This is a genomic window from Candidatus Pelagibacter bacterium nBUS_44 (assembly GCF_051200895.1).
Taxonomy (GTDB): Bacteria; Pseudomonadota; Alphaproteobacteria; order Pelagibacterales; family Pelagibacteraceae; genus Pelagibacter.
The window spans coordinates 88,572-112,639 of the sequence record NZ_CP172838.1; the positions used below are offsets into that span (position 1 = coordinate 88,572).

The following is a 24,068-nucleotide window of genomic DNA, read 5'->3' on the forward strand; positions in this document are numbered from 1 at the left end:
TTCTGTTTACTCTTTATCTTCTTCTTTTTTCTTTAAATCTTCAGAAAGAGATGAGAATGGTAAGTTTTTACCTGATCCCTCAGATCCATATTTATCTAAAGCTTCTTTTTTCTCAATTTCTTCTAATAGTTTAATACTTAAAACTACTTTTCTTTTATCTATTTGAATTTCTTTTATGGCAACATCAACTTTTTCACCACCTGTCCATCTTGACGGTCGGGCATCTGCTGCATTTATAGCAATTTCTGATTTTTTAATTTGGAAATCCATTTCACAATTTTCAGGTCTTACAGTCAAACTTTTGTTATCAGCAGATATAACTTTAACAGTAATAGTTTGGTTTTTAGATTTATCATTAAAGTAATCAAAAGGATCCGCTTGAGTTTGTCTTAAACCAACTCTAATTTTTTGTTCTGAAGCTTTTATCTCAAGTACTTTAACTTTAATTTTATCACCTTTTTTGTACTTCTCTAACTCTTCTTCACCATTGTTAAGATAAGTCAAATCATTGCAATGTAAAAATGCATCCACATCTAAGTTCTCAACTTTTACAAATAGTGAGTATTCATTTTTATTTACTACTTCACCTTCAACTATTGTTCCAATTGGATATTTTTGTTCGAATGTTTCAAATGGATTGTCTTGAGTTAATCTATGTGAAATTGCAACACGTCTTTTATCTTTATCAATTTCAGTAATCACACAGTCTATTTCATCTCCAACTTTAAACATTTTTTTAGTGGAAATATTTTTTTTAGTCCAACTTAATTCACTTGAGTGAAGCAAGGTTGTGAGACCTGGTTCCAATTCACAAAATGCACCAAAATCCATTAGTTTAACAACTTTAACTTTATAAAGTTTATTTAATTCATAGTTTTCTATATGTTCAAAAGGATCAGGAGATAGTTGTTTTACAGAACAACCAACTTGTAGTTTATCTTTATCTACAGTAATTACTTTCAAATCATGTTTTTCACCAATATTGAAAACTTCATCAGGATGATTGACTCTTGAATAAGAAATTTCTTGTAAATGAACCAAAACATCCAATTCATTGTTAACATTAAAGAAGCATCCAAAAGAGCTATAACCCTTAACTTCAGCATCCTTAATAATATCTCCAACTTTAAATTTTTCTATAATTTTAGCCTTATCTTCTTTTTTAAATGATGAGATTATCTCTCTTCGTGACACACAAGCATTACCTCTTACTTTGTCTAATTTTATAAGAGCAAACTTTTGTGGCTCATTAATTAAATGACTTATATCTTTTAAGGGTTTGTCACTAATTTGTGATCCTGGCAAAAACATTAGAGAACCAGTGTCTATATGTTCAACAATGCATCCACCTTTACATTTAGAAGTAATTTTTCCCATAATTGGTTCGTTTTTTTCATAAGCTTCAACAAGTTTGTCCCAACCTTTAATTTTCTGAGCTTTGCTTGCGGAAACTAATACTTCACCATGTTTGTCTTCAATTTTTTCCAATAATACTGAAATAGTCTCACCTACTTTTATTTTGTCCCCAAGACCCATGCTTTTTAACTCATTAACATCAAGGACTGGTTCACTTTTTAAACCTTCAACGAATAAGAAAACAAATTTTTCAGTAATTTTGTTAATCTTACCTTCTATGACCTTACCTTCTTCAATTTGGATTTTTGAGAGCTGACTATTAAGCAGTTTTTCGAATTCTTTTGATGCTGGATTTGATAGGTCTTTATAAATTTCCATTAAGTATTAATTTTCCTGTCTATAATTTTTTTTATTTTTAAAAAACACGCTCTTTTAGTAAGTTTCGATGTATTTAGCAACACTGAATCTTGAGTTTTCTTTAGGGGTGAAATTTTTCTATTATAGTCGCTTTTATCACGTTTTTTAATGCTTTTAAGTACTTCTTCATAAGAAATCTTTTTATTTAAACTTCTCAACTCTTTATATCTTCTAAGTGCTCGTGTTTTTACATTTGCTGTAATAAAAAATTTAAAATCTGCATCAGGCACAATGTTATATGTGATGTCTCTTCCATCTAAACAAGATCCTTTATATTTTTTAGGAGGATTATAAGCAAAATTTAATTGGAAAGAGTGGACAAGTTTTCTAGTACTTTTTACTTTTGATATAATGGAGGCTTCAGTGCCAACTTCATCTGACAATAATTCCTTATTTTCAAGATCTTTAACTTTTAATTTTTTAATTTTTAGTTTGATAAAGTTTTGGTTAAATTTATTAGGAAATTTTAATCTTAGGTAAGCAACCATTCTATAAATTTTTCCAGTATCAAGATAAAAAAGATTGTAATGCTTTGAAATAGTTTTTGCTAAAGTTCCAGCACCTGCAGCAGCTGGAGAATCTATTGCTATTTTTAATATGTTTTTTCTTTTAATCATTACTTTTTTAAATCATTTATAATTTTTAAAAAATTTGGAAAAGAAGTTTTTATAGAGTCTTTATCATGAATTTTCCATTTTCCACCAAAAGATAAAGCTGCAATTATTCCAGTCATAAATACCCTATGGTCTTTAAGAAAGTTTTTTATAACCACCTGCTTTTTTATTTCCAAATTGGGATTACCATAAATTTTCAAAGTACTATCAGTAACAATATTTTTTACACCCATCATATTTAGAATTTTACTACCCCATTTTAGTCTTGGACTTTCTTTTTGATTTAGCTCAGCTAAATCCTTAAAATAAGAAATTCCTTTAGCTTTAGCAGCTACTAAAAATATAACTAAAAATTCATCTATGGCATCACTATTCAGTTTTGAGGGGCAGTTGATTGCCTTAAGATTGCTTCCACCTTTAATTTGAATATCTGCTATTTTTTCACCTTTATAGATTTTTTTATTTTTAAAAACTATATCTGCACCCATTTTTTTTAAAATACGCACTACACCTATTCTGGAATCATTAACATTTACGTTTTTTATTAATAGCTTTGAATTTTTAGATAAGACAGTAAGAACTATAAAAAAAGAACTTGAACTAATATCTGATGGGATTTTATAATTAAAAGGTTTTATCTCTTTTATTTGTTTTACTTTTATTTCATCATAATTTTTTTTATTTTTTACTGAGATTGGTAACCCAAGATATTTACACATTAATTCAGTATGATTTCTTGATTTTTTTGCTTTTATAAATGTAGTTCCTTTGGTTCTTAACCCAGCAAAAATCACCGAACTTTTACATTGTGCAGAACCTTTTTTTTCAAAATATGAAATTGGCTCTAATTTTTCTGTTCCTAGAATAGTTAATGGTAAATTTTTTTTATTTTTTAATCTTAAAATCGCACCAAATTTACTTAAAGGATCTGAAACTCTTCTAAAATCTCTTTTAGACAAACTTTGATCACCTATAAGCTTGATTGGTTTGGTGGTATTAACTAATAAACCTAAAATTAACCTACCTAATGTACCTGAATTTTCAGCATTTATAGTAAGATTTTTTTTATATTTAAAACCATCAAAGCCAGTACCATAAATTTTACATAATTTGTTTTTTTGGACAACTTTAACACCTAATTTTCGCATAGCTTTAATTGCTGCAATGACATCCTCAGATATTAGTAAATTTTGAGCTTTTGATACTCCACTTGCAAGTGAAGCAAGTAGCACCCACCTTATACTAATACTTTTATCACCACTTACAGAAATTTTTTTATTAAACTCTTTTAGTTTTTTTTTATTAATAAGGAGCTGGACATTAATACTTAATTAAATTTGAAGCTGTCTCCAAAATAGGCATTTTTTGCATTAATATTTTGTACCAAGTTTGAGGGGGTGTCTTGAGCTACAATTTTACCATTACTTAATATCATAGCCACGTCAACACATGCGAGAAGATCTCTTGCTTGATGGTCACATATACAAATTGTTATATTACTTTCCTGTTGCAAACTTACAATTGTTTCTTGTAACATTTTAATTGTAAGCAAGTCTAAAGCAGCAAAACATTCATCTAGTAGTAATACTTTTGGTTCGCTCATAAGTGATAGCGCAATTACCAATTTTTTCTTTTGACCTCCAGATAAAAATTTAGCCTTTATGTCTTTTAGGTTATCAAGTTCAAATTTAGAAATTAAATAATTAATTTTATCATTTCTCAAATTTTTATTTTCGATAACAATCTCACTTATTGCTTTTAAATTATCAAGAAGTGTCAGATCATTAAAATAACCACCATATTGAGGAACATATCCTACCTTAAATTTTTTACTTCTTAAATAAATAGGATATTGAGTGACATCATTTCCTTGAATTTTAATTTTACCATTTTGTGGACTAATTAACCCTGTAATAAGATTAAAGATTGTAGATTTACCAACACCATTTGGTCCAAGCATCCCAAAGATTTGACCTTCATTAATTTTAAAATTGATGTTATCTAAAATTAATCTATTTCCATAAGTTAAAGAAACATTGCTGAATTCAATAACAGAGTTAATATTTTTAAAAGACTTAATTCTAAATTTTTTTATTACAGCCATTTTACTTTTTGCTTTTAATATTTATTTTTTTGTTATCTTCAAACATATAAATTTTAGTATCTTTAGTATCTATATTCATTTCTATTACATCAGCTTTTAAAATGTTATTAGAATTAGTATATACAATCTCATTTGACATAATCATAGAGCCTCTCTTAATTGAAAAATCCAGATATTTTCCTAAAATATTGTTATCTAGATAATCTATTATTACATTTTCTGAAAATATTGTATCAAAATTTTCAGTATTATATTTGCCATACTTTGATGTAATTTTTATATCATTTGAATTTTTAAGTTTTACAAATCCACTTACATTTGTAAGAAAGATAATATTTGAATTATTGTAGTCAATTTCTCCTATAGAGGCTTTTATGACATATTTATTTCCCTTAATGTCATTTGATGAATAGTACACATCTTCAATTATGTTAGAACCATATACAATGTCACTAGAAATCTCTGGTTCAATTGTTTTAGTTTTTATGTTTTTTTTTTGACTTTTTAAATAGAAAAATAAAATAAAAATTAGCAAAAATATAATTATAGAAATTATAATTTTTTTTTTCATTTATGAAATATTAGACTGAAGAATATTGTGAATATGTATTACACCTATCGTTTTATATTTATTTTTTTTTTCATAGACACATAATGAGGTTATTTTATTATTGTTCATTAAGGCCAATGCTTTAGCTGCCAACACATTTTTATCTATACTTATTGGACTTTTTGTCATTACATCTTTAACTTTAATAGAATGAAGGTGAATTTTTTTTTGATTAAATCTTCTGATTTGACCATCTGTTATTATACCAGTTGTTTTTTTTAATTTATTTTGAACAATCAAAATACCAAGTTTTTTATCACTTAATATTTTAATTGCAGATTTCATTTTTAAATCTTCTTTAACAAACGGAATTTTATTACCTGTTAACATTATATCTTGAACAGTTTTTAGTTGGGCTCCAAGATTTCCTGCTGGATGAATTTTCTTAAAGTCAAGCTTACCAAATTTTTTATACTGCATTGCTGAAATTGCTAAAGCATCTCCCAAAGCAAGTTGAGCAATGGTGCTTGATGTAGGAACAATTCCTCCTGACTCTTTTACATTTGGAATTATAAGCTTAATGTCTGAGGCCTTATATAAAATAGAGTCTTTTTTTGACATAATTCCAATTAATAAAATTTTATTTCTGTTTGCATATTGAATTATATTTTTTAGTTCACTAGTTTTTCCTGAATAACTCATTAAAATTAGAATGTCTTTTTTTGATAAGCTACCCAAGTCTCCATGTGAAGAGTCACTTGCAGATAAATTAAAAGAAGGTGTTCCGACTGAAGATAAGGTTGCTGAAATTTTTGCAGCTATAAGTCCGCTCTTACCAACTCCACATAGAATAACTTTTGATTGACATTTAGCAATTTCAATTACAGCTTTGTTAAATGAACTATTAATAGTTTTTTTTAATTCCTGTAATGCTTTAATTTCAAGATCAATTACATTTTTTGCAGTTGGTATAAATCTTTTACTCATTAATGTGACCAGATATCATCCTTAAATAATGCTAGATCTAGATTAACTCTAGTTTTTAAAAATTTTAAACTTTCCTGGTATAGCTGAATTCTATTTTCTCTTTTTAAAATTTTACTAAGTTCTTCATGGATTTTATGTAAATATATTACATCATTTGCACAGTATTTTAATTGTGCGGGAGTAAGTTCACCACCAAAATCTGAACTTTGAAACTGTTTGCTAATATCGATATTAATAAATTCTTTTATTAATGTTTTTAAAGAATGACTATCTGAATAGGATCTTGCTAACTTTGAAGCAATTTTGGTATCAAGGATGTTGTTTGTATCTGTTTTTAGGTAGTGTTTAATATGAGCAAGATCTGCACGTCCATAATGAAATATCTTAGTTATTTTTTCATTAACAAGCAGTTTTATTAGATTTGGTGCATTATAGTTTTTTCTGTCAAACTGGACAATGTGTGCATCTGAATTACCTGAAGATAATTGAATTAAACATAGAGGATCACGCCTAACATTCAAACCCATAAACTCCCCATCAACAGCTATTAGATTGCCTAAATCTAAATCATCTGGTAAATCATTTTTGTGAAGTTGAATATTGTTACTCATTTCTAAACATATATAACGGAATTCAAATGAAAGCAAAAAATTGTCTAATTTTTGGTGGTAGTGGTCAAATAGGACGTAACTTAATCAGAAAGCTTACAAAAAACAATTATCGAGTAACTGTAGTAACAAGAAATATACATCAAAAAAGCTACAAAATTAAAACCCAGGCAAATGCAGGCTATATTGACATAATTGAGGCAAATATTTTTGATGAAAAAAAAATTAGAAATCTTTTTAAGAAAGCAGATATTTGTGTGAATTTAATTGGAATTTTGTTTGAAAAAAAAGGTGGCAATACATTCAAAAATATTCATTCAGTCTTACCTTCATTGCTAGCTAAACTTTGTAAAGAATATGACCTCAAACATTTTATTCATTTATCTGCCTTAGGAATAAATGATCCAATAGACTCTGAATATGCAAAGAGTAAATTAGAAGGAGAAGCGAATATTTTAAAAAATTTCTCATTAGCAACTATTTTAAGACCCTCTGTTGTATATTCTGTAGATGATAATTTTACTACAAATTTTATGACATTGTTAAATAGGTTACCAGTATTCCCTCTTTATTATGGTGGAAAAACAAAATTTGAACCTATCCATTGCTCGGATTTAACAGATACAATTTATCATGTTATTTCTAACAATATTTACTCAAAAATTATTGAATGTGTGGGACCAGAGACCATATCTTTAAAAAAAATTTTAGAAAAATTACAAGTATTAATTAATAAAAAAAGAATTTTATTACCTTTTCCATTGCCAATATCAAAATTAACAGCATCCCTTTTTGAGATATTGCCAAACCCTTTAATTACAAGAGATCAATTGAGACTGTTAAAATATGATAATATTAAATCTGGAAAATATAAAACTAATTCGGATATTGGAGTTCCTAGTGTTAGATTTTTTGATCAAGAAGTAAAAAAATATAGTTTTATGTGGAGAGAAGGTGGTCAATTTTCTACAGAAAAATACTTATCTGAAAATAAACTAGAGAATAAAACTGATAATTAAATTTTAAGCTGACTGAATTTTCTTTTCAATGAACTCTGGAACTTCTTCTTTTTCTGATGTCTCATCCTTTTTACCTTTAGGCTGATAAGCATACAAAAGGTGTAATTTGCAGTAAGAAAAATCTTTCAGGGAAGATCTACCACAAAAGTAAAAAGATTTTTCATTAGGATGTCCAATGGGCCACTTACATGAGTTCTCATCTAAATCTTCTAATTGTTTGGGGTTTTCAGGCTCAAAATCCTTTTCAATAATTAAAGATTTAAATTTACTTTTTCGTCCTCGTTTAGAATTATTATTCTTTTCTATTTGAGAATTTTCAAAATTTTGATTTGAGGTTGCTGCCCTCGTTTTAATCTTTGCAGAAAGGTTCAATCGGTGTGCTTTTCCAATAACTGCATTTCTACTGATGCCACCTATAATTTCAGCAATTTGGCTAGCTGTATTCCCTTTGCCCCAAAGTTCCTTTAGCTTATTTACTTTTTCTTCATTCCAGCTCATAATCTACATCTAGTATTAATATTTTAAATAACAACAATATACTGATACGATCTATATTAAAACAAGCAATATGTGAAAGTTATCAACAAAATAATATTAAAATTGGTTTATAGGTAATTTCAATCATAACTTGTATCTAATAATTAAAATTTATAAAAACTGATTAAGATTATGAGTTATTTAGCAAAAAATTATAATAGAAAAAAAATTTCATTTAAATATGGAAAGGGAAGCTTTTTATATTCAACCGATGGAAAAAAATATTTAGATTTTGTTCAAGGTATAGCTGTAAATTCTTTAGGACATGCACATCCTAAATTGGTAAATGTTATAAACAAACAATCAAAAAAACTTTGGCATATTTCAAATGCATTTCAAATTCCAGAAGGAGAAATGTTAGCTAAAAAGCTAGCTAAAAAAACTTTTGCTGACTATGTAATGTTTCAAAATAGTGGCGCAGAAGCAACAGAGGCTGCAATTAAAGTTGCAAGAAGATATTTCTATTCAATCGGTAAACCTAAAAAAAATAGAATTTTATGTGTTAAAAATAGTTTTCATGGAAGAACGCTAGCAGCAATATATGCAAGTGGTTCAAAAAAAATGACAGAAGGTTTTGGACCAAAGGTAGCTGGTTTTGATCATTTTGATTTTGGTAACCATAAATCTTTTAAAAAAAAAATTAAAAAAAATACAGCAGCTATAATGGTTGAAACGATTATGGGTGAGGGAGGTATTAAGGTAATTCCAGATTGGTGTTTAAGAGAACTAAGAAAAATCTGTAATAAAAAAAACATTCTATTAATATTAGATGAGGTCCAATGTGGAATAGGAAGATCAGGTGATTTCTTTGCTTTTGAAAAATCAAAAGTAAAACCAGACATTGTTCCAATTGCAAAAGGTATTGGAGGTGGGTTTCCAATTGGAGCAGTTTTAATGAATAAAAAAGTTGCTTCAGGAATGATCGCTGGAACGCATGGATCTACTTTTGGTGGCAATCCATTAGCAATGACTGTTGGCAGTTCAGTTATGGATATAATTTCAAATAAGAAATTTTTAAAAAATGTGAAAAGTATTTCAAAATTTTTTTTATTTAATCTTAATAAAATTAAAAATGAGTATCCTAACATTATTAAAGAGATAAGAGGCAGAGGTTTATTGATTGGAATACAGCTTAAAACAGATCAAACAAAATTTATCAAAAAATTAATGGATAATAAATTATTGACTATTAGAGCAGCTGAAAATGTAGTTAGAATTTTACCACCACTAAATGTAAAAAAGAATGAAATCAACCAATCACTAAAAATAATAAAAAAAGTTTGTTCAGAATTAAATTAAAATGAAACATTTTATAAGCTTAAAAGATATACCAGCTAAAGACCTTAGAAAAATTATCGTTGATGCAAAAAAAAGAAAAAACCTTAGAAAAAAGCTAAGTACTTTAGAAGTTGACAAGGGGGCACCATTAAAAGGTAAATTACTTATTCAAATGTTTGAAAAATCAAGCTTAAGAACAAGATTAAGCTTCGAATTAGCAATGAAACAGCTTGCGGGTGGGACACTTACTCTAAGATCAAATGAGCTTCATCTTGGCCAAGGTGGAGAAAGTATAGCAGATACTGCAAAAATACTTTCAACATATGGTGATGGTTTTATGTTGAGAACTGATAGTGATGAAAAAGTTGAAAGCTTTAGAGATCATTTAACTATACCAGTAATTAATGGTTTAAGTCCATCTTCACATCCAACCCAAGTTTTATCTGATATTTTTACCGCTGAAGAAATAAAGAAAAAACCAATTTCAAAATTAAATATTTGCTGGATTGGAGATTCCAATAATGTTTTGGACAGTTTAATAGCTGCATCTGTAAAATTTTCATTCAAACTTAGTATAGGATGTCCAAAAAATTTTGAACCAGGCAAGGAAGTTAAAAAGTGGGTAAAGAAAAATAATAAAAAAATATTTATTTATAATGAAGCAAAAAAAGCTGCTATAGGAGCTGATGTTATATTTTCAGATAAAGTTATTTCTCTAAATGATAAAGTAAATAAAAAGAAAAAAATTGAACAATTCAAAAAATTTAAGATAAATAAAAAATTAATGAGTTATGCCAAGAAAGATTACATTTTTCTTCACTGTTTGCCCCGTGGATCTGAAGTAAGTGATGAAGTTTTTTTAGGAAAAAAATCTCATGTATGGCAACAAGCTCTTAATAGAGTGCATGTCCAAAAAAGTATTTTATTATATTGTTTTGGAAAATTAAGGTAGTGGTACAGGACTATCTGAATTTTGATTTAAGTATTTTATAACAGAAGCTCTATCTTTTTCTTTTCTTAGTCCGGCATAGGCCATCTTTGTTCCTTTAATGTATTTAGCTGGTTTTTTAAGAAATCCATTTAATTCTTCAAACGTCCAGTTTTTATCGTAAGCAGCTAAAGCTTTTGAGTATTTGTAATCTGTAACTCCTCCAACTTTTCTTTCAACTACATTATATAATGCAGGACCAATTTTATTTTTGCCACTTTTAACAATTGAATGACAAGCTGCACATTTTTTGAAAATTTTTTCACCTAAAGTGATATCTCCCATCGTCATCAGTGCTGCGATATCAACTTTTTCCTCTACTGATGTTGCTGTCTCTGCAGATGATGATACTGTTGTGGTTTGCTCTAGTTCAACTGCATATCCAGGAGTTTTAGGTTTTTCTACATGAAATATGACTTTTGATAATTTACCAATACCAATGAGCAAAAGTGCAACCATTAATACAGCAGCTACTATTTTATTAATTTCAAAAGAATCCATTTTTTTTAAATATTATGTTTGAATATATATCACGATAAATTAAAAAATTATTTAAATTTAATGTATAAATTTGCCTCTATTTCTATTTAATATGTATAATATTAATTCTATTATTAATGAAAACATTAACTATTATACCTTCACGATTGTCAGCAACTAGGCTGCCTGGCAAGCCTCTTTTAAAAATAAGAGATATATCAATTATATCACACGTATTTAAAAGAGCTCAGGAGGCGAATATTGGAGATGTAGTTGTTGCAGCTGAGGATCAAGAAATAGTAGATGATGTTGTTAAAAATGGAGGTAAAGCCATTTTAACAGGCAAAAATCACAAAACAGGAACTGATAGAATTTACGAGGCATTACAAAAACTAGAGGTAAAAGATGTAGATTTGGTAATGAATTTACAGGGTGATGAACCAGCAATTAATATTGAGGACATTATAAGTCTAAATAAAAAAATGGTAAGCAATCAATCTCAAATGGGTACTCTTGCTGCCAAAATGAAAGATCTCAAAGACCTAGATAATGAAAATATTGTAAAAGTTATAACTAACAAAAATTTAAATGATGACGAGTTTTCTAAAGCAAGGAATTTTTTAAGAAGATCGTCAGAAATAGCTAATACCTATCATCATATAGGAATCTATTGCTATTCAACTGAGACATTGAAAAAATTTGTTGAACTAAATCAATCAAAAGATGAAATTGAAAATAGATTAGAGCAGTTGAGAGCTTTAGATAATAATATCGATATAAATGTAGCTCTTGCAAGCTCTTCCCCGATAGGAGTTGACACAGAGGAAGATTATCTAGCCTTAAAAAAAATTATGGAATATAAAGTTTAATGTCAAAATTTTTTTTTCAAGGTACTTTTGGAGCGTACTCACATTTAGCTGCATTGTCAGTTGATCCTGATGCAGAAGTAATGCCATGTAAAACTTTTGATGAATGTTTTAATAAAGCAAGTCTAGAACCAGATTGTAAAATAATTATTCCTGAGTCAAATAGAATTACAGGAAATATTGGTATTGAATATTTAATATTCAAACATAGACTAAATATTTACAAAGAACATTTTCAAAAAATAGAACATAATTTATTAGGTCAACCTGGTGCAAAACTTGGTGATATAAAAGAAGTATATTCTCATGCACAAGGTTTGTCTCAATGTTCAAAATTTATAAAAGATAATAATTTAGTAGAACATATTAGAGCAGACACAGCTGGCTCTGCGAAAATGATTTCAAAAATAAAAGATGTTAAGCAAGCTGCGATAGCATCCTCTCTAAGTGCTCAAATTTACGGACTAGATATTGTTAAAAAAAATATTGAAAATGAAAATGGCAATTTAACAAGATTTTTAGTAATGGGAAAAAATATTTCACAACCTGAATTTGGAGATAATAAATATATTACTTCTTTTTTATTTAAACTTAAAAGTAAGCCTGCCGCCCTTTATCAATCTCTAGGTGGATTTGCGATCAATGGTGTGAACTTAACAAAACTACAAAGTTATCCAGAAAAAAATACATTTGATTCATTCTTTTTTTTGTGTGATCTAGATGGCCATATAGAGGATCCAAAAGTACAAAAATCTTTAGAGGAGCTAGGGCTTCATTGTGAGGATTTTCACGTCTTAGGTGTTTTTGAGGCTGATAAATTAAGAGAGAAAAAAAAATAATCTTTTCTTGTAGAATAGAAAATATAACTGCTATAATAGTTTTGGAGGCTAGAGGTGGATGCTGCTTGAACCCGACCAGATCTTAACGGAAGCAGTCGTAAAGACAGTTATTCAGGTTCTAGTCTCCTTAAAATAAATAAAATGAATAATAACTCTAAAGTATTAGCATTAAAATATAGACCAGCTACTTTTGATGATCTTATTGGTCAGGAAGTAGTGGCTGAAACTATAACAAATTCAATCAAAGCAGACAAAATTCCTAATGCTTATCTATTCACTGGGATTAGAGGAATTGGCAAAACTACAACTGCTAGAATTGTTGCTAAAGGACTAAATTGTTTAAATGGTATAGAAAATTTATGCAAAGAAGAGTTGTGCGATAATTGTAAATCTATAGCAGACTCTAGTCACATTGATGTGCTTGAAATGGATGCTGCCAGCAAAACCGGCGTTGATGATGTAAGAGATCTAATTGAATTTTCAAGATATGGCCCGACATCAGCAAAATATAAGATATTTATAATTGATGAAGTTCATATGTTAAGTAAACAGGCATTTAATGCTTTGTTAAAAACACTTGAAGAGCCACCAGAATATTTAAAATTTATTTTTGCAACTACAGAAATTAAAAAAATACCTATTACTGTTGTCTCAAGGTGTCAAAGATTCGATTTGTCTAGAATTAAATCATCAAAATTATTCGAGTTCATTAAAGATATAAAAGAAAAAGAAAAAGGTAAAGCGTCAGATGAAGCTTTAAAATTAATTGTAAAAATATCAGAAGGATCTGTAAGAGACGCATTATCTTTATTGGATAGAGCTTTACTAAGCTTAGATGTAAAAACAGAGTTAGATCTTAATATGGCGCAAAAAATTTTTGGATATTTTGACAAGTCCCAATTGATTGATTTATTTGAATTAATATTAAAAGGAGAAGAGGAAAAAGTTATTAATATTTATAGAAAAATTTTTGATCAGGGTATTGAGCCAAAAGTATTCATAAATGATTTTTTAGAAATACTTTATTATTTTAAAAATATTAACTCATTATCTTTAGAAAGCACGAACTTCTCTCTTAATGATGAGGAGTTTTCAAAAATCAAAGATATTTCTAATCAGCTAGATCCCGAAGTTTTAATTTTATTTTGGCAGTTTGCAATTTCTTCACTTGAAGAATTAGATATTGTCTCCAACCAACATCTGTCAATTGAAATGTTTTTAATAAGATTAATGCATTTAAGTTCAATTAAATTAAAGAAAAATTTAGATCAAAATGAAAGCAATGATAATTTGAATAATGGAACAGCAAATGAAGAAAACGAACAAAAGTTTGAGGATAATTCAAGAACTGTTAATCAAATAAAAAATATAACTCAAAAGGAAAAACAGACACCAGAAGCTAAACCAGAGATAAAAGTGATAGATAAAAATTTAATCAATTCATTTGATGATCTTCTTAATATTTGCACTTTTAAAAAAGAAATTAAATTAAAATATGAATTAGAAAAAAATGTAAACCTTGTAAAATTTGAAAGAAATAGAATTGAAATTTCTTTTAATGATAATTTAGATAAAGACTTTGTAAAAGATCTTTCTTCAAAACTCTATGAATGGACTGCTGAAAGATGGATTATTACTTTTAGTAAGTCTAAGGGTGAGATGTCAGTTAAAGAAAAACAAAAAAATAAAAAAGATAAATTAATTAATGAAGTTAAAAATTTAGAATTTTATAAAAAAGTAATGAAAAAATTCCCTGACGCAGAACTTATAGATGTTAAATTGAATGAAAAGAAAGAGGATAAAGATGACTGATTTTACAAAAATTTTAGATAAAGCGAAAGAGCTAGAGACTAAAATGAAAGAAAGCCAAGAAAAAATTAAGGAGATTAAAGCTGAAGGAGTTTCAGGGTCTAATTCAGTTAAAATTACTCTTGATGGCGAAGGTGAGATGCAAAAAATTGAATTATCTGAAGAAATTATTAAGGAGAATAAAACAATAATTGAGGACTTAATAGTTGCTGCTCACAATAGTGCAAAATCACAATTAAAAACAAAGACCACTGAAGAGATTTCGAAAGCCACTGGAGGTTTTGGAATTCCTGGTTTTAAATGGCCATTATAACTAATGCAGAATATTAGTGAGATTGAGGAACTAATTAAATTAATTTCAAAGCTTCCAGGTCTAGGGCCGAAGTCAGCTAAAAGAATAGTTCTTAAACTTATTAATAATCGAGATGAATTAGTAAAACCAATGGCAAGTACGTTAGCTCAAGTTTATAAAAATGTAACAAGATGTAATTCATGTGGTTCATTAAAATCTAATTTAAAAAGATGTGTTAATTGTGAAAATTTAAAAGAAAAATATAGAAAAATTTGTGTTGTAGAGGATATTGCCGATCAGTGGTCAATTGAAAACTCAAATATTTTTCAAGGATACTTTCATATTTTAGGAGGAACAATTTCTTCTGTTGGTCAAAGAAAAGAAGATCTTTTAATTGACTCTTTAGTCGAGAGGGTAAATAGAGACAACATAGAGGAAGTTATACTGGCAACAAGTGCAACTGTTGAAGGACAAACTACAGCTTACTATATTCAAGACAGTTTAAAAAATACTAATACTAAAGTTACTAAATTAGCACAAGGATTGCCTGTAGGCGGTGAGATCGAAAGTTTAGATGATGGAACACTATTTTCTGCTTTTAAAAATAGATCTAATTTAAATTCTAATTCAGATTAAGTTTCTTTTTTAATCTATTTTTATGCAATAATGGTTCGGTGTACCCTGAGGGCTGTTCTTTGCCTTTGAAAATTAAATCACATGCTGTTTTAAAAGCTAAAGATCGATCAAAATCGTCGGACATTTTTGTATATCCTGTTCTTCCACTTCGATTGTGCGCAGAGTCTTTTTCATTTTGTTTATCTACTACTTTTGCCATCTCTTTCATTATTTCTGTAACTTGAATTTTAGTGGTAATTCCGTGATGTATCCAATTGGCAATATGTTGTGACGATATTCTAAGTGTTGCTCTATCTTCCATTAATCCAATATTATTAATATCTGGAACTTTAGAGCATCCCACACCTTGATCAATCCATCTAACTACATAACCAAGTAATGTTTGTGCAGAGTTTGATATTTCACTATTAATTTCTTCTACTGACCAATTTGGTCTGTTTGCAACAGGAATTGTTAAAAGGTCATCTAGTTTTGCTTTTTCTCTTTTAATAATTTTTTTTTGTTCATCAAAAATATTGGTCTCGTGATAATGTAACGCATGTAAGGCAGCTGCTGTAGGAGAGGGAACCCAGGCGCAATTTGCACCCGCTTTTAAGTGTCCTGTTTTTTGTTCCATCATATCTTTCATCTTATCTGGCATAGCCCACATTCCTTTTCCAATTTGTGCTTTTCCTGATAAACCACATTGTAATCCAACATCAACGTTGTTATTTTCATATGCCAAAATCCATTTAGAAGATTTCATATCTCCTTTCTTGATCATTGGTCCAGCTTCCATTGAAGTATGCATTTCATCACCTGTTCTGTCTAAAAACCCAGTATTAATAAAGAAAACTCTATTTTTTAAAGTTCTTATGCATTCTTTTAAATTTGATGATGTTCTTCTTTCTTCATCCATAATTCCTATTTTACAAGTGTATTTTTTTAAACCAAATAATTCCTCAACCTTAGAAAAAATTAAATCTGTAAATTCAGTCTCATCTGGTCCATGCATTTTTGGTTTCACTATGTAGATGGATCCTTTTCTTGAATTTGTTTTATTTTTTAAATCATGAATTGCTGCAGCTACAGTTATAAATGCATCCATAATACCCTCGGGTACTTCGTTACCATTGCTTAAAATTATAGAAGGATTTGTCATTAAATGTCCTACGTTTCTAATTAATAATAAACTTCTACCATGTAACTTAAGTCCTTTGCCATCTTTTGAAATGTAACTTCTATTAGGGTTTAATTTTCTTTCAAATAATTTACCATCTTTTTCAAATTGTGTTTTAAGATTACCTTTCATCAGACCAAGCCAGTTTCTATAACAAACAACTTTATCTTTAGCATCTACCGCAGCAACACTGTCTTCGTTGTCACAAATTGTTGATATAGCAGCTTCTAAAATTATATCACTAATCCCTGCATGATCTTGTTGAGCACTAAAAGCTCTTGGATCTCTTAATATTTCAATATGTAAGTTATTATTTTTTAATATAACTGCTGAAGGGTTATCAGCTTCACCTCTGTGACCAATAAATTTTTGTTCTTCAGCTAGATCAAATATATTAGCTCCTTTTAGAATTTTTAAGTTACCTTCTTTAACAGCTACACCTGTAATTTTGTGCCAACTAAGATCTTTGATTGGAAAGTGCTTATCTAAAAAATCTCTTGAATATTTGATAACCATTTCTCCTCTTAAAGGATCATATCTTTCGGAAACACTGTCTTCAGATTGTTCTATAACATCAGTTCCATAAAGACTATCATATAAACTCATCCATCTTGCATTTGCTGCGTTGAGGGCATAACGTGCATTCATGATCGGTACGACTAATTGTGGTCCAGCTATTTTTGTTATCTCGTCATCTACATCTTCCGTTTTTATTGAAAAATCTGTACCTTCTTTTTTTAAATATCCAATCTCAAGTAAAAACTTTTTATAATCATCTAGTTTAATTTCATTACCTTTGTTTTTAATATGCCAATCATCAATTTTTTTTTGTAATGTTTCTCTAAAGCTAATTAATTTTCTATTTTTAGGTTCAAGCTCGTTAACTGTTTTTTGAAAACCTAGCCAAAATTTATCAGAGGAAATTCCTGTATCTGTTAATAGCTCATCATTTACAAAATTTAATAAACTTTCTGAAACTTTGAGAGTATTAATATTTATGTATTTTTCTGGCATAGCACTTTTGTGACCCCATCTGTATTTTTGCCTGAGAGTTTTGCTCCTTCGGCGGAAATTAATCTCTTTCCAGAGTGTTATGCTTTGATCGGTCCTTTTGCCTGAGAGTTTCCGGGGTGGTTGCTCCTTCGGCGCTAAAATCTTGTTAGTCTCTCCCGATCTGAAATTTGTATCGTTTAAATATTTTAAGTCAATTAATAATGCTAAATATTAGTTTTAATTAACATTTTATTGCCTTTTTTATAATTTAAATTTCTATTATAAACAAACCATGAAAAATTATCTTAACTTTGAAACAGATATTAAAAATTTAGAGTCTGAGATAGAAAAATTAAAAGACCCATACAATCAAGACGGTCTCTCAGAAGTAGATACTCAAAAAATATCTAGCACACAAGCTGAGCTAGATAAAAAATTAAAATATATCTATTCAAATCTTGATCCTTGGCAAACCACGATGGTTGCTCGTCATGAGGATAGACCAAAATCTAAGTTTTTTATTGATAATTTGTTTGATGATTTCATTTCTTTGTCGGGAGACCGTTTTTATGGTGAGGATAAATCTGTTTTAACAGGATTTGCTAAATTTAATGGCACTTCAGTTTTGGTAATAGGTCAAGAAAAAGGTGAGAATTTAGAGACTAGAATTGAAAGAAATTTTGGAATGATGAGACCTGAAGGGTATCGTAAAACAATTAGATTAATGAATTTAGCAAATAAATTTAATATTCCAATAATATCATTTATCGATACACCAGGAGCCTATCCAGGTGTAGGAGCGGAGGAAAGAGGTCAGGCTGAGGCTATTGCTAAATCAATAGAGTGTTGCATGGAGCTAAGTGTACCAACTTTAGCAATTATTATTGGAGAAGGAGGTTCTGGAGGTGCAATCGCTTTAGCGTCCTCTAACAAAGTTATTATGTTGGAAAATGCAATTTATTCAGTAATTTCTCCAGAAGGGTGTGCAACTATTTTGTGGAGAGATCCTAAGAAAATGCTTGATGCCGCAAAAGCAATGAAACTTTCAGCAAAAGATTTGTTAGAATTAAAAGTTATTGATGAGATAATTTCTGAACCACTAGGAGGCGCTCATAGAGATAAAGATCAAATGTTAGATGGCTTAAGAGACTCTATTTCAAAAAATTTAAACTACTTTAAAAATTTATCATCTGAAGAAATTATGAATGAAAGAAAAAATAAGTTTTTAAAAATTGGAAGAAACCAAGGGTTTATTAGCAGCCCTGAAGATTTGAGCACTTTAACAATTAAAAATAATAATTTTGATAAAATTTTAAAATCAAAAAAAGTTTTAATTGGGTCAGCAATTGTAGGTTTGGTTTTTTTGTTTTTTGCTTTTAGTTTGTTTTAAATTTTATAAAGCACCACAACAATGTTTAAATTTTTTACCAGATCCACATGAGCAAGGTTCATTTCTTCCAATTTTTTTTCGACTTTTTATTTGATCTATCATTGATGTTTTATCTTCTTCTTGTTGTTCTGTGACAATTTTTAAATTTATTAAAATGGTTATAAAATCTAATTTTAGTTTATTTAAAAGATTTGAGAATAGCTCAAAAGCTTCTTTTTTATATTCAACAAGAGGATCTCTTTGTCCGTAAGATCTAAGTCCAATTACTTGTCTTAAATGTTCTAGATATTGAATATGTGATTTCCAATTTAAATCTATTGATTGGAGAAAAATTCTTTTTTCGATATCTTTAGCGTGGTCTTCTCCTAAAAGTTTAATTCTCTCCTGTCTAGACTCAGAAAATTTCATTATAATTTTTTCATTTAACATTTCATTTTTAGCGGAAAGTAATTCTTTTAATTCAGTTTCATTAAAACTTTTGCCTAATATTTGTTTAAGATGGTTGCTAAATTCCTTGCTTTTAGGGTCGGATAAATTTTGAATTTTCAATTTAATGATATCTTGAATTATTTCCTTTAAAAATTCATCTGAATAGTCAAATATATTATTACTATTCATGGCATTTTTTCTTTGAGAAAAAATAACATGCCTTTGGTCATTTAAAACATTGTCAAATTTAATTAAAGTTTTTCTAACATCAAAGTTTCTTACTTCAACTTTTTGTTGAGCTCTTTCTAGAGCTTTGTTTATCCAAGGATGATCGATACTTTCTCCATCTTTAAGGCCTAATTTTTCTAGCATTTTATTCATAGACTCTGATCCAAAAATTCTCATTAAATCATCCTCAAGACTTACATAAAATATAGAATTACCTTCATCACCTTGTCTTCCAGCTCTCCCCCTTGCTTGATTGTCTACTCTTCGTGACTCCATTCTTTCAGTTCCAATAACAAACAAACCTCCTAAAGATTTAACTCTATCTTTATCAGTTTTAAGTTGACTATCTGCAACAGAACTCTTCTTGCCACCAAGTTGAATATCAACGCCTCTTCCAGAAATACTTGTAGTGATTATTACTGATTTCTCTTTACCAGCATTAGCAATTATTTCTGCCTCATTTTCATGATTTTTAGCATTTAAAACAACATGATTAATATTTTTTATTCTTAACAAATTTGAATAAATTTCAGATTTATTAATACTAGATGTGAAAATTAAAATTGGTTGACCTATTTCATGTCGATCAACTATTTTTTCAATTATAGCATTATTTTTTTCATTTTCAGTTCTAAAAATCTGATCATTATAGTCTTTTCTAATCATTTCGTTGTTAGTTGGAATAATTACAACACTTAAGTTATAAATTTCAAAAAATTCTTCAGCTTCAGTTGCAGCTGTACCAGTACAGCCAGATATTTTTTTATAAAGTTTAAAATAATTCTGATATGTTATGGAAGCTAAAGTTTGATTTTCTGCTTGAATGTCAATTTTTTCTTTGGCCTCTAAAGCCTGATGTAGTCCGTCACCAAATCTTCTTCCTTCAAGTATTCTTCCAGTTAATTCATCTATAATTTTTAAACTGTTATCTTTAACAATATAATCTTTGCCTTTTTCAAATAAATGATTTGCCTTTAGTGCTTGATTGACATGGTGAACTAAATGTAAATTTTCTGGGTCGTAGAAATTGTTATTTTTTAAAATGCCAGCATTAGAAAAAAGCTCTTCTACAGCATTAATCCCATCATTTGTAAGAAGTATACTTCTTTCTTTTTCATCTATTTCATAGTCACCTTTATTTAAAAATTTAATTAATTTATTTGTTGCTATATATTGAGCTGTTTTATCTTCAGTAGAACCTGAAATTACTAAGGGTGTTCTAGCCTCATCTATTAAACATGAATCTATTTCGTCAACAATAGAAAATATATGTTCTCTTTGAACCATTTCTTTTTCTGAAAACTTCATGTTGTCTCTCAAATAGTCAAATCCTAACTCACTATTTGTTGCATATGTAATATCGCAATTATAATTTTTTTTTCGCTCTTCATCACTTTGATCATTATTGATAAAACCTGACGATAAACCTAAAAAATTATATATAAGACCCATTTCTATCGAGTCTCTTTTTGCAAGATAATCATTAACGGTTACAATGTGAACTCCTTCTTCGGTGAGGGCATTTAAGTATGCGGCTAAAGTAATTGTAAGGGTTTTTCCTTCCCCAGTTCTCATCTCAGCAATTTTGCCTTCATGTAAAACAACCCCACCTACTATTTGAACATCAAAGTGTCTTTCGTTTCTTACTCTCCTTGAAGCTTCTCGTACTAGCGCAAAAGCTTCTGGTAAAATTTCATCTAAAGTTTTACCTTTTTTTATTTGATTCTTAAATTCCTGTGTTTTGTTTGAAAAATCTACGTCACCAAGTTTTTTAATCTCATTTTCAAGTGAATTGATTTTCTTTACAATACTGCCCACTCTATCAAGCTCTTTTTGATTGCTAGTTTTAATAAATTTTGAAATGAGATTTAATGGGTTAAACATGAGTATTTGATTTATTCTTTACTTATATTGTTTAATATATGAATTAAATAATTATTTTAAATACTATGGGAATTAATTTATCAAATTTTTTATCATCAAAATCAAAAAATGCTAGAATGATTGATTATCAAGACCTAGATCATATTGATGGCTTATCAATATCTGTTGTAAGTGCAAATTTATATAATGATAATAGAGATGATTTATCATTATTTTATTTTAGAGATGGGGCAAATTATGCCTCTGTTTATACCCAATCAAAAATAGTATCAGAAAATATTAAATGGAATTTAAGCCAAAAAAGTAAAAAGATATATTCACTTCTAGTTAACACTCGAAATGCGAATGCTTTTACTGGTAAGCAGGGCCAAGAAAGTCTAAAGAAGTTGTCTGAAATTGTTTCAATTGAATTAACAAAAAAACAAGAACAAGACGAGGATATTCCTAAAAAAATTTCTTCTAAAGAAATTATGTTTGGTTGCACGGGGACTATTGGCGAACCTTTTCCTTATAAAAAAATTTCTGATCAAGTTCCTAATTTAATTAATAAGATCAGATATACCCAAAACAAATTTATTTGGATGAAAGCAGGACTTGGAATTATGACAACAGATACCAAGCCCAAGTTAGCAATGGAAACGTGTACGATTGGAAATAAAGAAATAAAAATTTATGGAATAGCAAAAGGTTCAGGAATGATTCATCCAAATATGGCAACAACACTAGCGTACATTTTTACAGACGCAAATATTTCAAATGATATTTTAAAAAAATTATTAAAAAAGAATATCTCTACAACTTTTAATGCCATCTCCTGTGATGGAGATACAAGCACAAATGATATGGCAACTATTTTTGCAACTGGTAAGGCTAATAATGCTAAAATTAAAAACTTTAATGATAAAAAAATTCAAGATTTTGACAAAGCTTTAAATAGTGTTTTGTTGAATTTGGCCAAAAGAGTAGTTTCTGATGGAGAAGGATCTTCGAAATTTGTAACTATAAAAGTAAAAAAATGCAAATCAGATATTGAAGCTAAGCAAATTGCTTTTTCAATCGCAAACTCACCTCTTGTTAAAACTGCAATTGCGGGTGAAGATCCTAATTGGGGAAGAATTGTGATGGCGATTGGTAAAGCTGGCCCAAATATAAATTTAAAAAAACTATCAATTAAATTAGGAGATTTTAAAATTGTCCAAGATGGTAAATTACACCAGGGTTATGATGAAGCAAAGGCGTCTAAATATATGAAAAGTGACTATATAAATTTTGATATTGAAATCTTCACAGGCAAGAAAGGTTTTACTGCTTATACAATGGATTTTACAAAAAAATATATAGACATTAATGCAGATTATAGAAGTTAAGAGTATTGAAAATTTAAAAATTATTATTAATTAAAAATTATGATTAAATATAAATTAGAATGTAGTGATTGTGAGATAGCTTTTGACAGTTGGTTTGCTTCTTCTACTGAATTCGAAAAACTTAAAAAAAAGAAATTATTAATTTGTCATATTTGTAATTCTATAAAAGTAGATAAAACTCTTATGTCACCAAGTGTAAGGAATAATAAAAAAGATACAAAAAATGATTTGCAATTAGATAAATATGAAAATGTAAAAAAAACAATTAAAAATTATCAAAAATTTATCAAAGAGAATTTTAAATTTGTTGGTGAGAATTTTGCTTATGAGGCCCGATCTATACACTACAATCCTAAAAAAAAAACCAAAGGTATCTATGGAAAAGCTTCCAAGAAAGATATTATGGAACTTAAAGAAGAAGGTATCGATTCTCAAATGATACCCTGGATAGAAGACAAGGATAATTAGAGTTTTATTGATTTTGCAATATAATTAATTGAAGCATCAGAAGATACGCTCCACTCATCTTTGATTATATTAAAATTCATTCCATCTAACTTTTCTAACTTTAAATTATTTTTGATTAAAATTTTTTTAAGATCTTCAGGTTTTACAAATTTTTCCCAGTCATGAGTTCCTATGGGAAGCCACCTTAATACATATTCTGCTCCGATAATTGCAAACATATATGATTTTAAAGTTTTATTAAGAGTTGCAATAAACATTAGCCCGTTTTTTTTAAGAAGTTTTGAACAAGAATTTATAAAAAAATTAATATCTTCAACATGTTCAACTATTTCCATATTTAAAATAACGTCAAATTTTTTCTTAATTTTTAATTTTTCAGGAGGCGAACATATATAATTAATTTTAAGTTTATTTTTTTTTGCATGAAGTTTGGCAATATTGATATTTTTACTAGATGCATCAATTCCAGTTACATTTGCACCCAATCTTGTCATTGGCTCAGAGAGAAGCCCGCCTCCACATCCAATATCTAATATATTGATTTTATCTAAAGGTTTTTCCTTAATCTTTAATTTAAAATTACTAATTATATTTTCTTTAATGTATTGAATTCTTATTGGATTAAATTTATGAAGTGGTTTAAATTTTCCGCTAGGGTCCCACCATTCAGCCGCCATTTTGGAAAATTTTTCAATTTCTTTTTTATTTATACTGTTCATGATCGATAATTAGTTGACATAACAATTAAGATGTATTTTATCAATTATTTA

General features: G+C 28.4%; 23 protein-coding genes and 1 riboswitch. Of the genes, 11 read left to right on the top strand and 12 right to left on the bottom strand.

All coding sequences use genetic code 11. From position 1 onward, the window contains the following. Nucleotides 1–6: 6 nt before the first annotated feature. From ACIJYB_RS00465 to ACIJYB_RS00495, 7 genes are read right to left on the bottom strand one after another with little or no spacing between them, the layout of a single operon-like run. Nucleotides 7–1,734 (bottom strand): S1 RNA-binding domain-containing protein, encoded by a 1,728-nt coding sequence (locus ACIJYB_RS00465; protein WP_435151174.1) that lies wholly within the window; start codon nt 1,732–1,734, stop codon nt 7–9. Next, entirely contained in the window at nt 1,734–2,390 is a 657-nt protein-coding gene (gene cmk, locus ACIJYB_RS00470) for a (d)CMP kinase (RefSeq protein WP_435151176.1), read from the bottom strand. The genes ACIJYB_RS00465 and cmk overlap by 1 nt, the downstream gene beginning before the upstream one ends. Further along, nucleotides 2,390–3,712: a 3-phosphoshikimate 1-carboxyvinyltransferase gene (gene aroA, locus ACIJYB_RS00475; protein WP_435152572.1), complete on the bottom strand. Its 1,323-nt coding sequence runs from the start codon at nt 3,710–3,712 to the stop codon at nt 2,390–2,392. Before aroA ends, cmk begins: the two co-directional genes overlap by 1 nt. Nucleotides 3,713–3,714: 2 nt before the next feature. Then, nucleotides 3,715–4,491, bottom strand: a complete 777-nt coding sequence (locus ACIJYB_RS00480; RefSeq protein WP_435151178.1) for an ATP-binding cassette domain-containing protein — start codon at nt 4,489–4,491, stop codon at nt 3,715–3,717. A gap of 1 nt (nt 4,492) precedes the next feature. Further along, nucleotides 4,493–5,062, bottom strand: coding sequence for an LPS export ABC transporter periplasmic protein LptC (lptC, locus tag ACIJYB_RS00485; RefSeq protein WP_435151179.1), 570 nt, complete (start codon nt 5,060–5,062; stop codon nt 4,493–4,495). Beyond that, nucleotides 5,063–6,028, bottom strand: a complete 966-nt coding sequence (locus ACIJYB_RS00490) for a KpsF/GutQ family sugar-phosphate isomerase (protein WP_435151180.1) — start codon at nt 6,026–6,028, stop codon at nt 5,063–5,065. Continuing rightward, nucleotides 6,028–6,639: a ribonuclease D gene (locus tag ACIJYB_RS00495; RefSeq protein ID WP_435151182.1), complete on the bottom strand. Its 612-nt coding sequence runs from the start codon at nt 6,637–6,639 to the stop codon at nt 6,028–6,030. The genes ACIJYB_RS00490 and ACIJYB_RS00495 overlap by 1 nt, the downstream gene beginning before the upstream one ends. Nucleotides 6,640–6,665: 26 nt before the next feature. Between ACIJYB_RS00495 and ACIJYB_RS00500 the strand changes: the two genes are divergently transcribed. Next, complete coding sequence (locus ACIJYB_RS00500; RefSeq protein WP_435151184.1) at nt 6,666–7,655, top strand: complex I NDUFA9 subunit family protein; 990 nt, start codon at nt 6,666–6,668, stop codon at nt 7,653–7,655. 3 nt (nt 7,656–7,658) lie between these two features. Here ACIJYB_RS00500 and ACIJYB_RS00505 read toward each other — a convergent pair whose 3' ends face one another. Further along, nucleotides 7,659–8,153, bottom strand: coding sequence for a GcrA family cell cycle regulator (locus ACIJYB_RS00505; RefSeq protein WP_435151186.1), 495 nt, complete (start codon nt 8,151–8,153; stop codon nt 7,659–7,661). Between the two features lie 171 nt (nt 8,154–8,324). Between ACIJYB_RS00505 and ACIJYB_RS00510 the strand changes: the two genes are divergently transcribed. Together ACIJYB_RS00510 and argF are read left to right on the top strand one after the other, a co-directional pair. Continuing rightward, entirely contained in the window at nt 8,325–9,491 is a 1,167-nt protein-coding gene (locus ACIJYB_RS00510; protein ID WP_435151188.1) for an aspartate aminotransferase family protein, read from the top strand. Nucleotide 9,492: 1 nt separating this feature from the next. Next, nucleotides 9,493–10,422 (top strand): ornithine carbamoyltransferase, encoded by a 930-nt coding sequence (gene argF, locus ACIJYB_RS00515; RefSeq protein ID WP_435151189.1) that lies wholly within the window; start codon nt 9,493–9,495, stop codon nt 10,420–10,422. On the opposite strand, the gene ACIJYB_RS00520 is transcribed toward argF, so the two are convergent. Further along, nucleotides 10,414–10,959 carry a c-type cytochrome gene (locus tag ACIJYB_RS00520; RefSeq protein WP_435151191.1) on the bottom strand — a complete coding sequence of 182 codons (546 nt, stop codon included), beginning with the start codon at nt 10,957–10,959 and terminating at the stop codon, nt 10,414–10,416. The genes argF and ACIJYB_RS00520 overlap by 9 nt on opposite strands. 116 nt (nt 10,960–11,075) lie before the next feature. Here ACIJYB_RS00520 and kdsB point away from each other — a divergent pair, with 116 nt between their 5' ends. The 5 genes from kdsB to recR all read left to right on the top strand — a co-directional run bounded on the left by kdsB (nt 11,076) and on the right by recR (nt 15,380). Further along, the gene (kdsB, locus tag ACIJYB_RS00525) at nt 11,076–11,807 is read left to right on the top strand and encodes a 3-deoxy-manno-octulosonate cytidylyltransferase (RefSeq protein ID WP_435151193.1); all 732 of its coding nucleotides are present in this window, start codon (nt 11,076–11,078) and stop codon (nt 11,805–11,807) included. Continuing rightward, the gene (locus ACIJYB_RS00530; protein WP_435151195.1) at nt 11,807–12,643 is read left to right on the top strand and encodes a prephenate dehydratase domain-containing protein; all 837 of its coding nucleotides are present in this window, start codon (nt 11,807–11,809) and stop codon (nt 12,641–12,643) included. Before kdsB ends, ACIJYB_RS00530 begins: the two co-directional genes overlap by 1 nt. Before the next feature lie 141 nt (nt 12,644–12,784). Continuing rightward, nucleotides 12,785–14,455, top strand: a complete 1,671-nt coding sequence (dnaX, locus tag ACIJYB_RS00535) for a DNA polymerase III subunit gamma/tau (RefSeq protein ID WP_435151197.1) — start codon at nt 12,785–12,787, stop codon at nt 14,453–14,455. Beyond that, nucleotides 14,448–14,765 (top strand): YbaB/EbfC family nucleoid-associated protein, encoded by a 318-nt coding sequence (locus ACIJYB_RS00540; RefSeq protein ID WP_435151199.1) that lies wholly within the window; start codon nt 14,448–14,450, stop codon nt 14,763–14,765. Before dnaX ends, ACIJYB_RS00540 begins: the two co-directional genes overlap by 8 nt. 3 nt (nt 14,766–14,768) lie before the next feature. Beyond that, entirely contained in the window at nt 14,769–15,380 is a 612-nt protein-coding gene (gene recR / locus ACIJYB_RS00545; RefSeq protein ID WP_435151202.1) for a recombination mediator RecR, read from the top strand. Here recR and ACIJYB_RS00550 read toward each other — a convergent pair. After that, complete coding sequence (locus tag ACIJYB_RS00550) at nt 15,367–17,553, bottom strand: malate synthase G (protein ID WP_435151203.1); 2,187 nt, start codon at nt 17,551–17,553, stop codon at nt 15,367–15,369. The two genes, recR and ACIJYB_RS00550, sit on opposite strands and share 14 nt — an antisense overlap. Nucleotides 17,554–17,632: 79 nt before the next feature. Continuing rightward, a riboswitch (glycine riboswitch) is annotated at nt 17,633–17,721 on the bottom strand. A gap of 103 nt (nt 17,722–17,824) precedes the next feature. Here ACIJYB_RS00550 and ACIJYB_RS00555 point away from each other — a divergent pair. Next, nucleotides 17,825–18,922: an acetyl-CoA carboxylase carboxyltransferase subunit alpha gene (locus tag ACIJYB_RS00555; RefSeq protein ID WP_435151205.1), complete on the top strand. Its 1,098-nt coding sequence runs from the start codon at nt 17,825–17,827 to the stop codon at nt 18,920–18,922. 3 nt (nt 18,923–18,925) lie between these two features. Here ACIJYB_RS00555 and secA read toward each other — a convergent pair whose 3' ends face one another. Then, complete coding sequence (gene secA, locus ACIJYB_RS00560; RefSeq protein ID WP_435151207.1) at nt 18,926–21,463, bottom strand: preprotein translocase subunit SecA; 2,538 nt, start codon at nt 21,461–21,463, stop codon at nt 18,926–18,928. Nucleotides 21,464–21,528: 65 nt separating this feature from the next. Here secA and argJ point away from each other — a divergent pair, with 65 nt between their 5' ends. Both argJ and ACIJYB_RS00570 read left to right on the top strand, forming a co-directional pair. Further along, nucleotides 21,529–22,830: a bifunctional glutamate N-acetyltransferase/amino-acid acetyltransferase ArgJ gene (gene argJ / locus ACIJYB_RS00565; protein ID WP_435086209.1), complete on the top strand. Its 1,302-nt coding sequence runs from the start codon at nt 21,529–21,531 to the stop codon at nt 22,828–22,830. Between the two features lie 39 nt (nt 22,831–22,869). Beyond that, nucleotides 22,870–23,298, top strand: coding sequence for a DUF1178 family protein (locus tag ACIJYB_RS00570; RefSeq protein WP_435151209.1), 429 nt, complete (start codon nt 22,870–22,872; stop codon nt 23,296–23,298). Here ACIJYB_RS00570 and ubiG read toward each other — a convergent pair. Then, nucleotides 23,295–24,017 (bottom strand): bifunctional 2-polyprenyl-6-hydroxyphenol methylase/3-demethylubiquinol 3-O-methyltransferase UbiG, encoded by a 723-nt coding sequence (gene ubiG, locus ACIJYB_RS00575; protein ID WP_435151211.1) that lies wholly within the window; start codon nt 24,015–24,017, stop codon nt 23,295–23,297. The two genes, ACIJYB_RS00570 and ubiG, sit on opposite strands and share 4 nt — an antisense overlap. Between the last annotated feature and the right edge of the window lie 51 nt (nt 24,018–24,068).

Coding starts and splice junctions, on each gene's coding strand:
- ACIJYB_RS00500 (WP_435151184.1), top strand. CDS start 6,666: ATGAAAGCAAAAAATTGTCTAATTTTTGGTGGTAGTGGTCAAATAGGA.
- ACIJYB_RS00505 (WP_435151186.1), bottom strand. CDS start 8,153: ATGAGCTGGAATGAAGAAAAAGTAAATAAGCTAAAGGAACTTTGGGGC.
- argF (WP_435151189.1), top strand. CDS start 9,493: ATGAAACATTTTATAAGCTTAAAAGATATACCAGCTAAAGACCTTAGA.
- kdsB (WP_435151193.1), top strand. CDS start 11,076: ATGAAAACATTAACTATTATACCTTCACGATTGTCAGCAACTAGGCTG.
- dnaX (WP_435151197.1), top strand. CDS start 12,785: ATGAATAATAACTCTAAAGTATTAGCATTAAAATATAGACCAGCTACT.
- ACIJYB_RS00530 (WP_435151195.1), top strand. CDS start 11,807: ATGTCAAAATTTTTTTTTCAAGGTACTTTTGGAGCGTACTCACATTTA.
- ACIJYB_RS00495 (WP_435151182.1), bottom strand. CDS start 6,639: ATGAGTAACAATATTCAACTTCACAAAAATGATTTACCAGATGATTTA.
- secA (WP_435151207.1), bottom strand. CDS start 21,463: ATGTTTAACCCATTAAATCTCATTTCAAAATTTATTAAAACTAGCAAT.
- ubiG (WP_435151211.1), bottom strand. CDS start 24,017: ATGAACAGTATAAATAAAAAAGAAATTGAAAAATTTTCCAAAATGGCG.
- ACIJYB_RS00540 (WP_435151199.1), top strand. CDS start 14,448: ATGACTGATTTTACAAAAATTTTAGATAAAGCGAAAGAGCTAGAGACT.
- cmk (WP_435151176.1), bottom strand. CDS start 2,390: ATGATTAAAAGAAAAAACATATTAAAAATAGCAATAGATTCTCCAGCT.
- ACIJYB_RS00555 (WP_435151205.1), top strand. CDS start 17,825: ATGAAAAATTATCTTAACTTTGAAACAGATATTAAAAATTTAGAGTCT.
- ACIJYB_RS00480 (WP_435151178.1), bottom strand. CDS start 4,491: ATGGCTGTAATAAAAAAATTTAGAATTAAGTCTTTTAAAAATATTAAC.
- recR (WP_435151202.1), top strand. CDS start 14,769: ATGCAGAATATTAGTGAGATTGAGGAACTAATTAAATTAATTTCAAAG.
- ACIJYB_RS00490 (WP_435151180.1), bottom strand. CDS start 6,028: ATGAGTAAAAGATTTATACCAACTGCAAAAAATGTAATTGATCTTGAA.
- ACIJYB_RS00510 (WP_435151188.1), top strand. CDS start 8,325: ATGAGTTATTTAGCAAAAAATTATAATAGAAAAAAAATTTCATTTAAA.
- argJ (WP_435086209.1), top strand. CDS start 21,529: ATGGGAATTAATTTATCAAATTTTTTATCATCAAAATCAAAAAATGCT.
- ACIJYB_RS00465 (WP_435151174.1), bottom strand. CDS start 1,734: ATGGAAATTTATAAAGACCTATCAAATCCAGCATCAAAAGAATTCGAA.
- ACIJYB_RS00570 (WP_435151209.1), top strand. CDS start 22,870: ATGATTAAATATAAATTAGAATGTAGTGATTGTGAGATAGCTTTTGAC.
- ACIJYB_RS00520 (WP_435151191.1), bottom strand. CDS start 10,959: ATGGATTCTTTTGAAATTAATAAAATAGTAGCTGCTGTATTAATGGTT.
- lptC (WP_435151179.1), bottom strand. CDS start 5,062: ATGAAAAAAAAAATTATAATTTCTATAATTATATTTTTGCTAATTTTT.
- ACIJYB_RS00550 (WP_435151203.1), bottom strand. CDS start 17,553: ATGCCAGAAAAATACATAAATATTAATACTCTCAAAGTTTCAGAAAGT.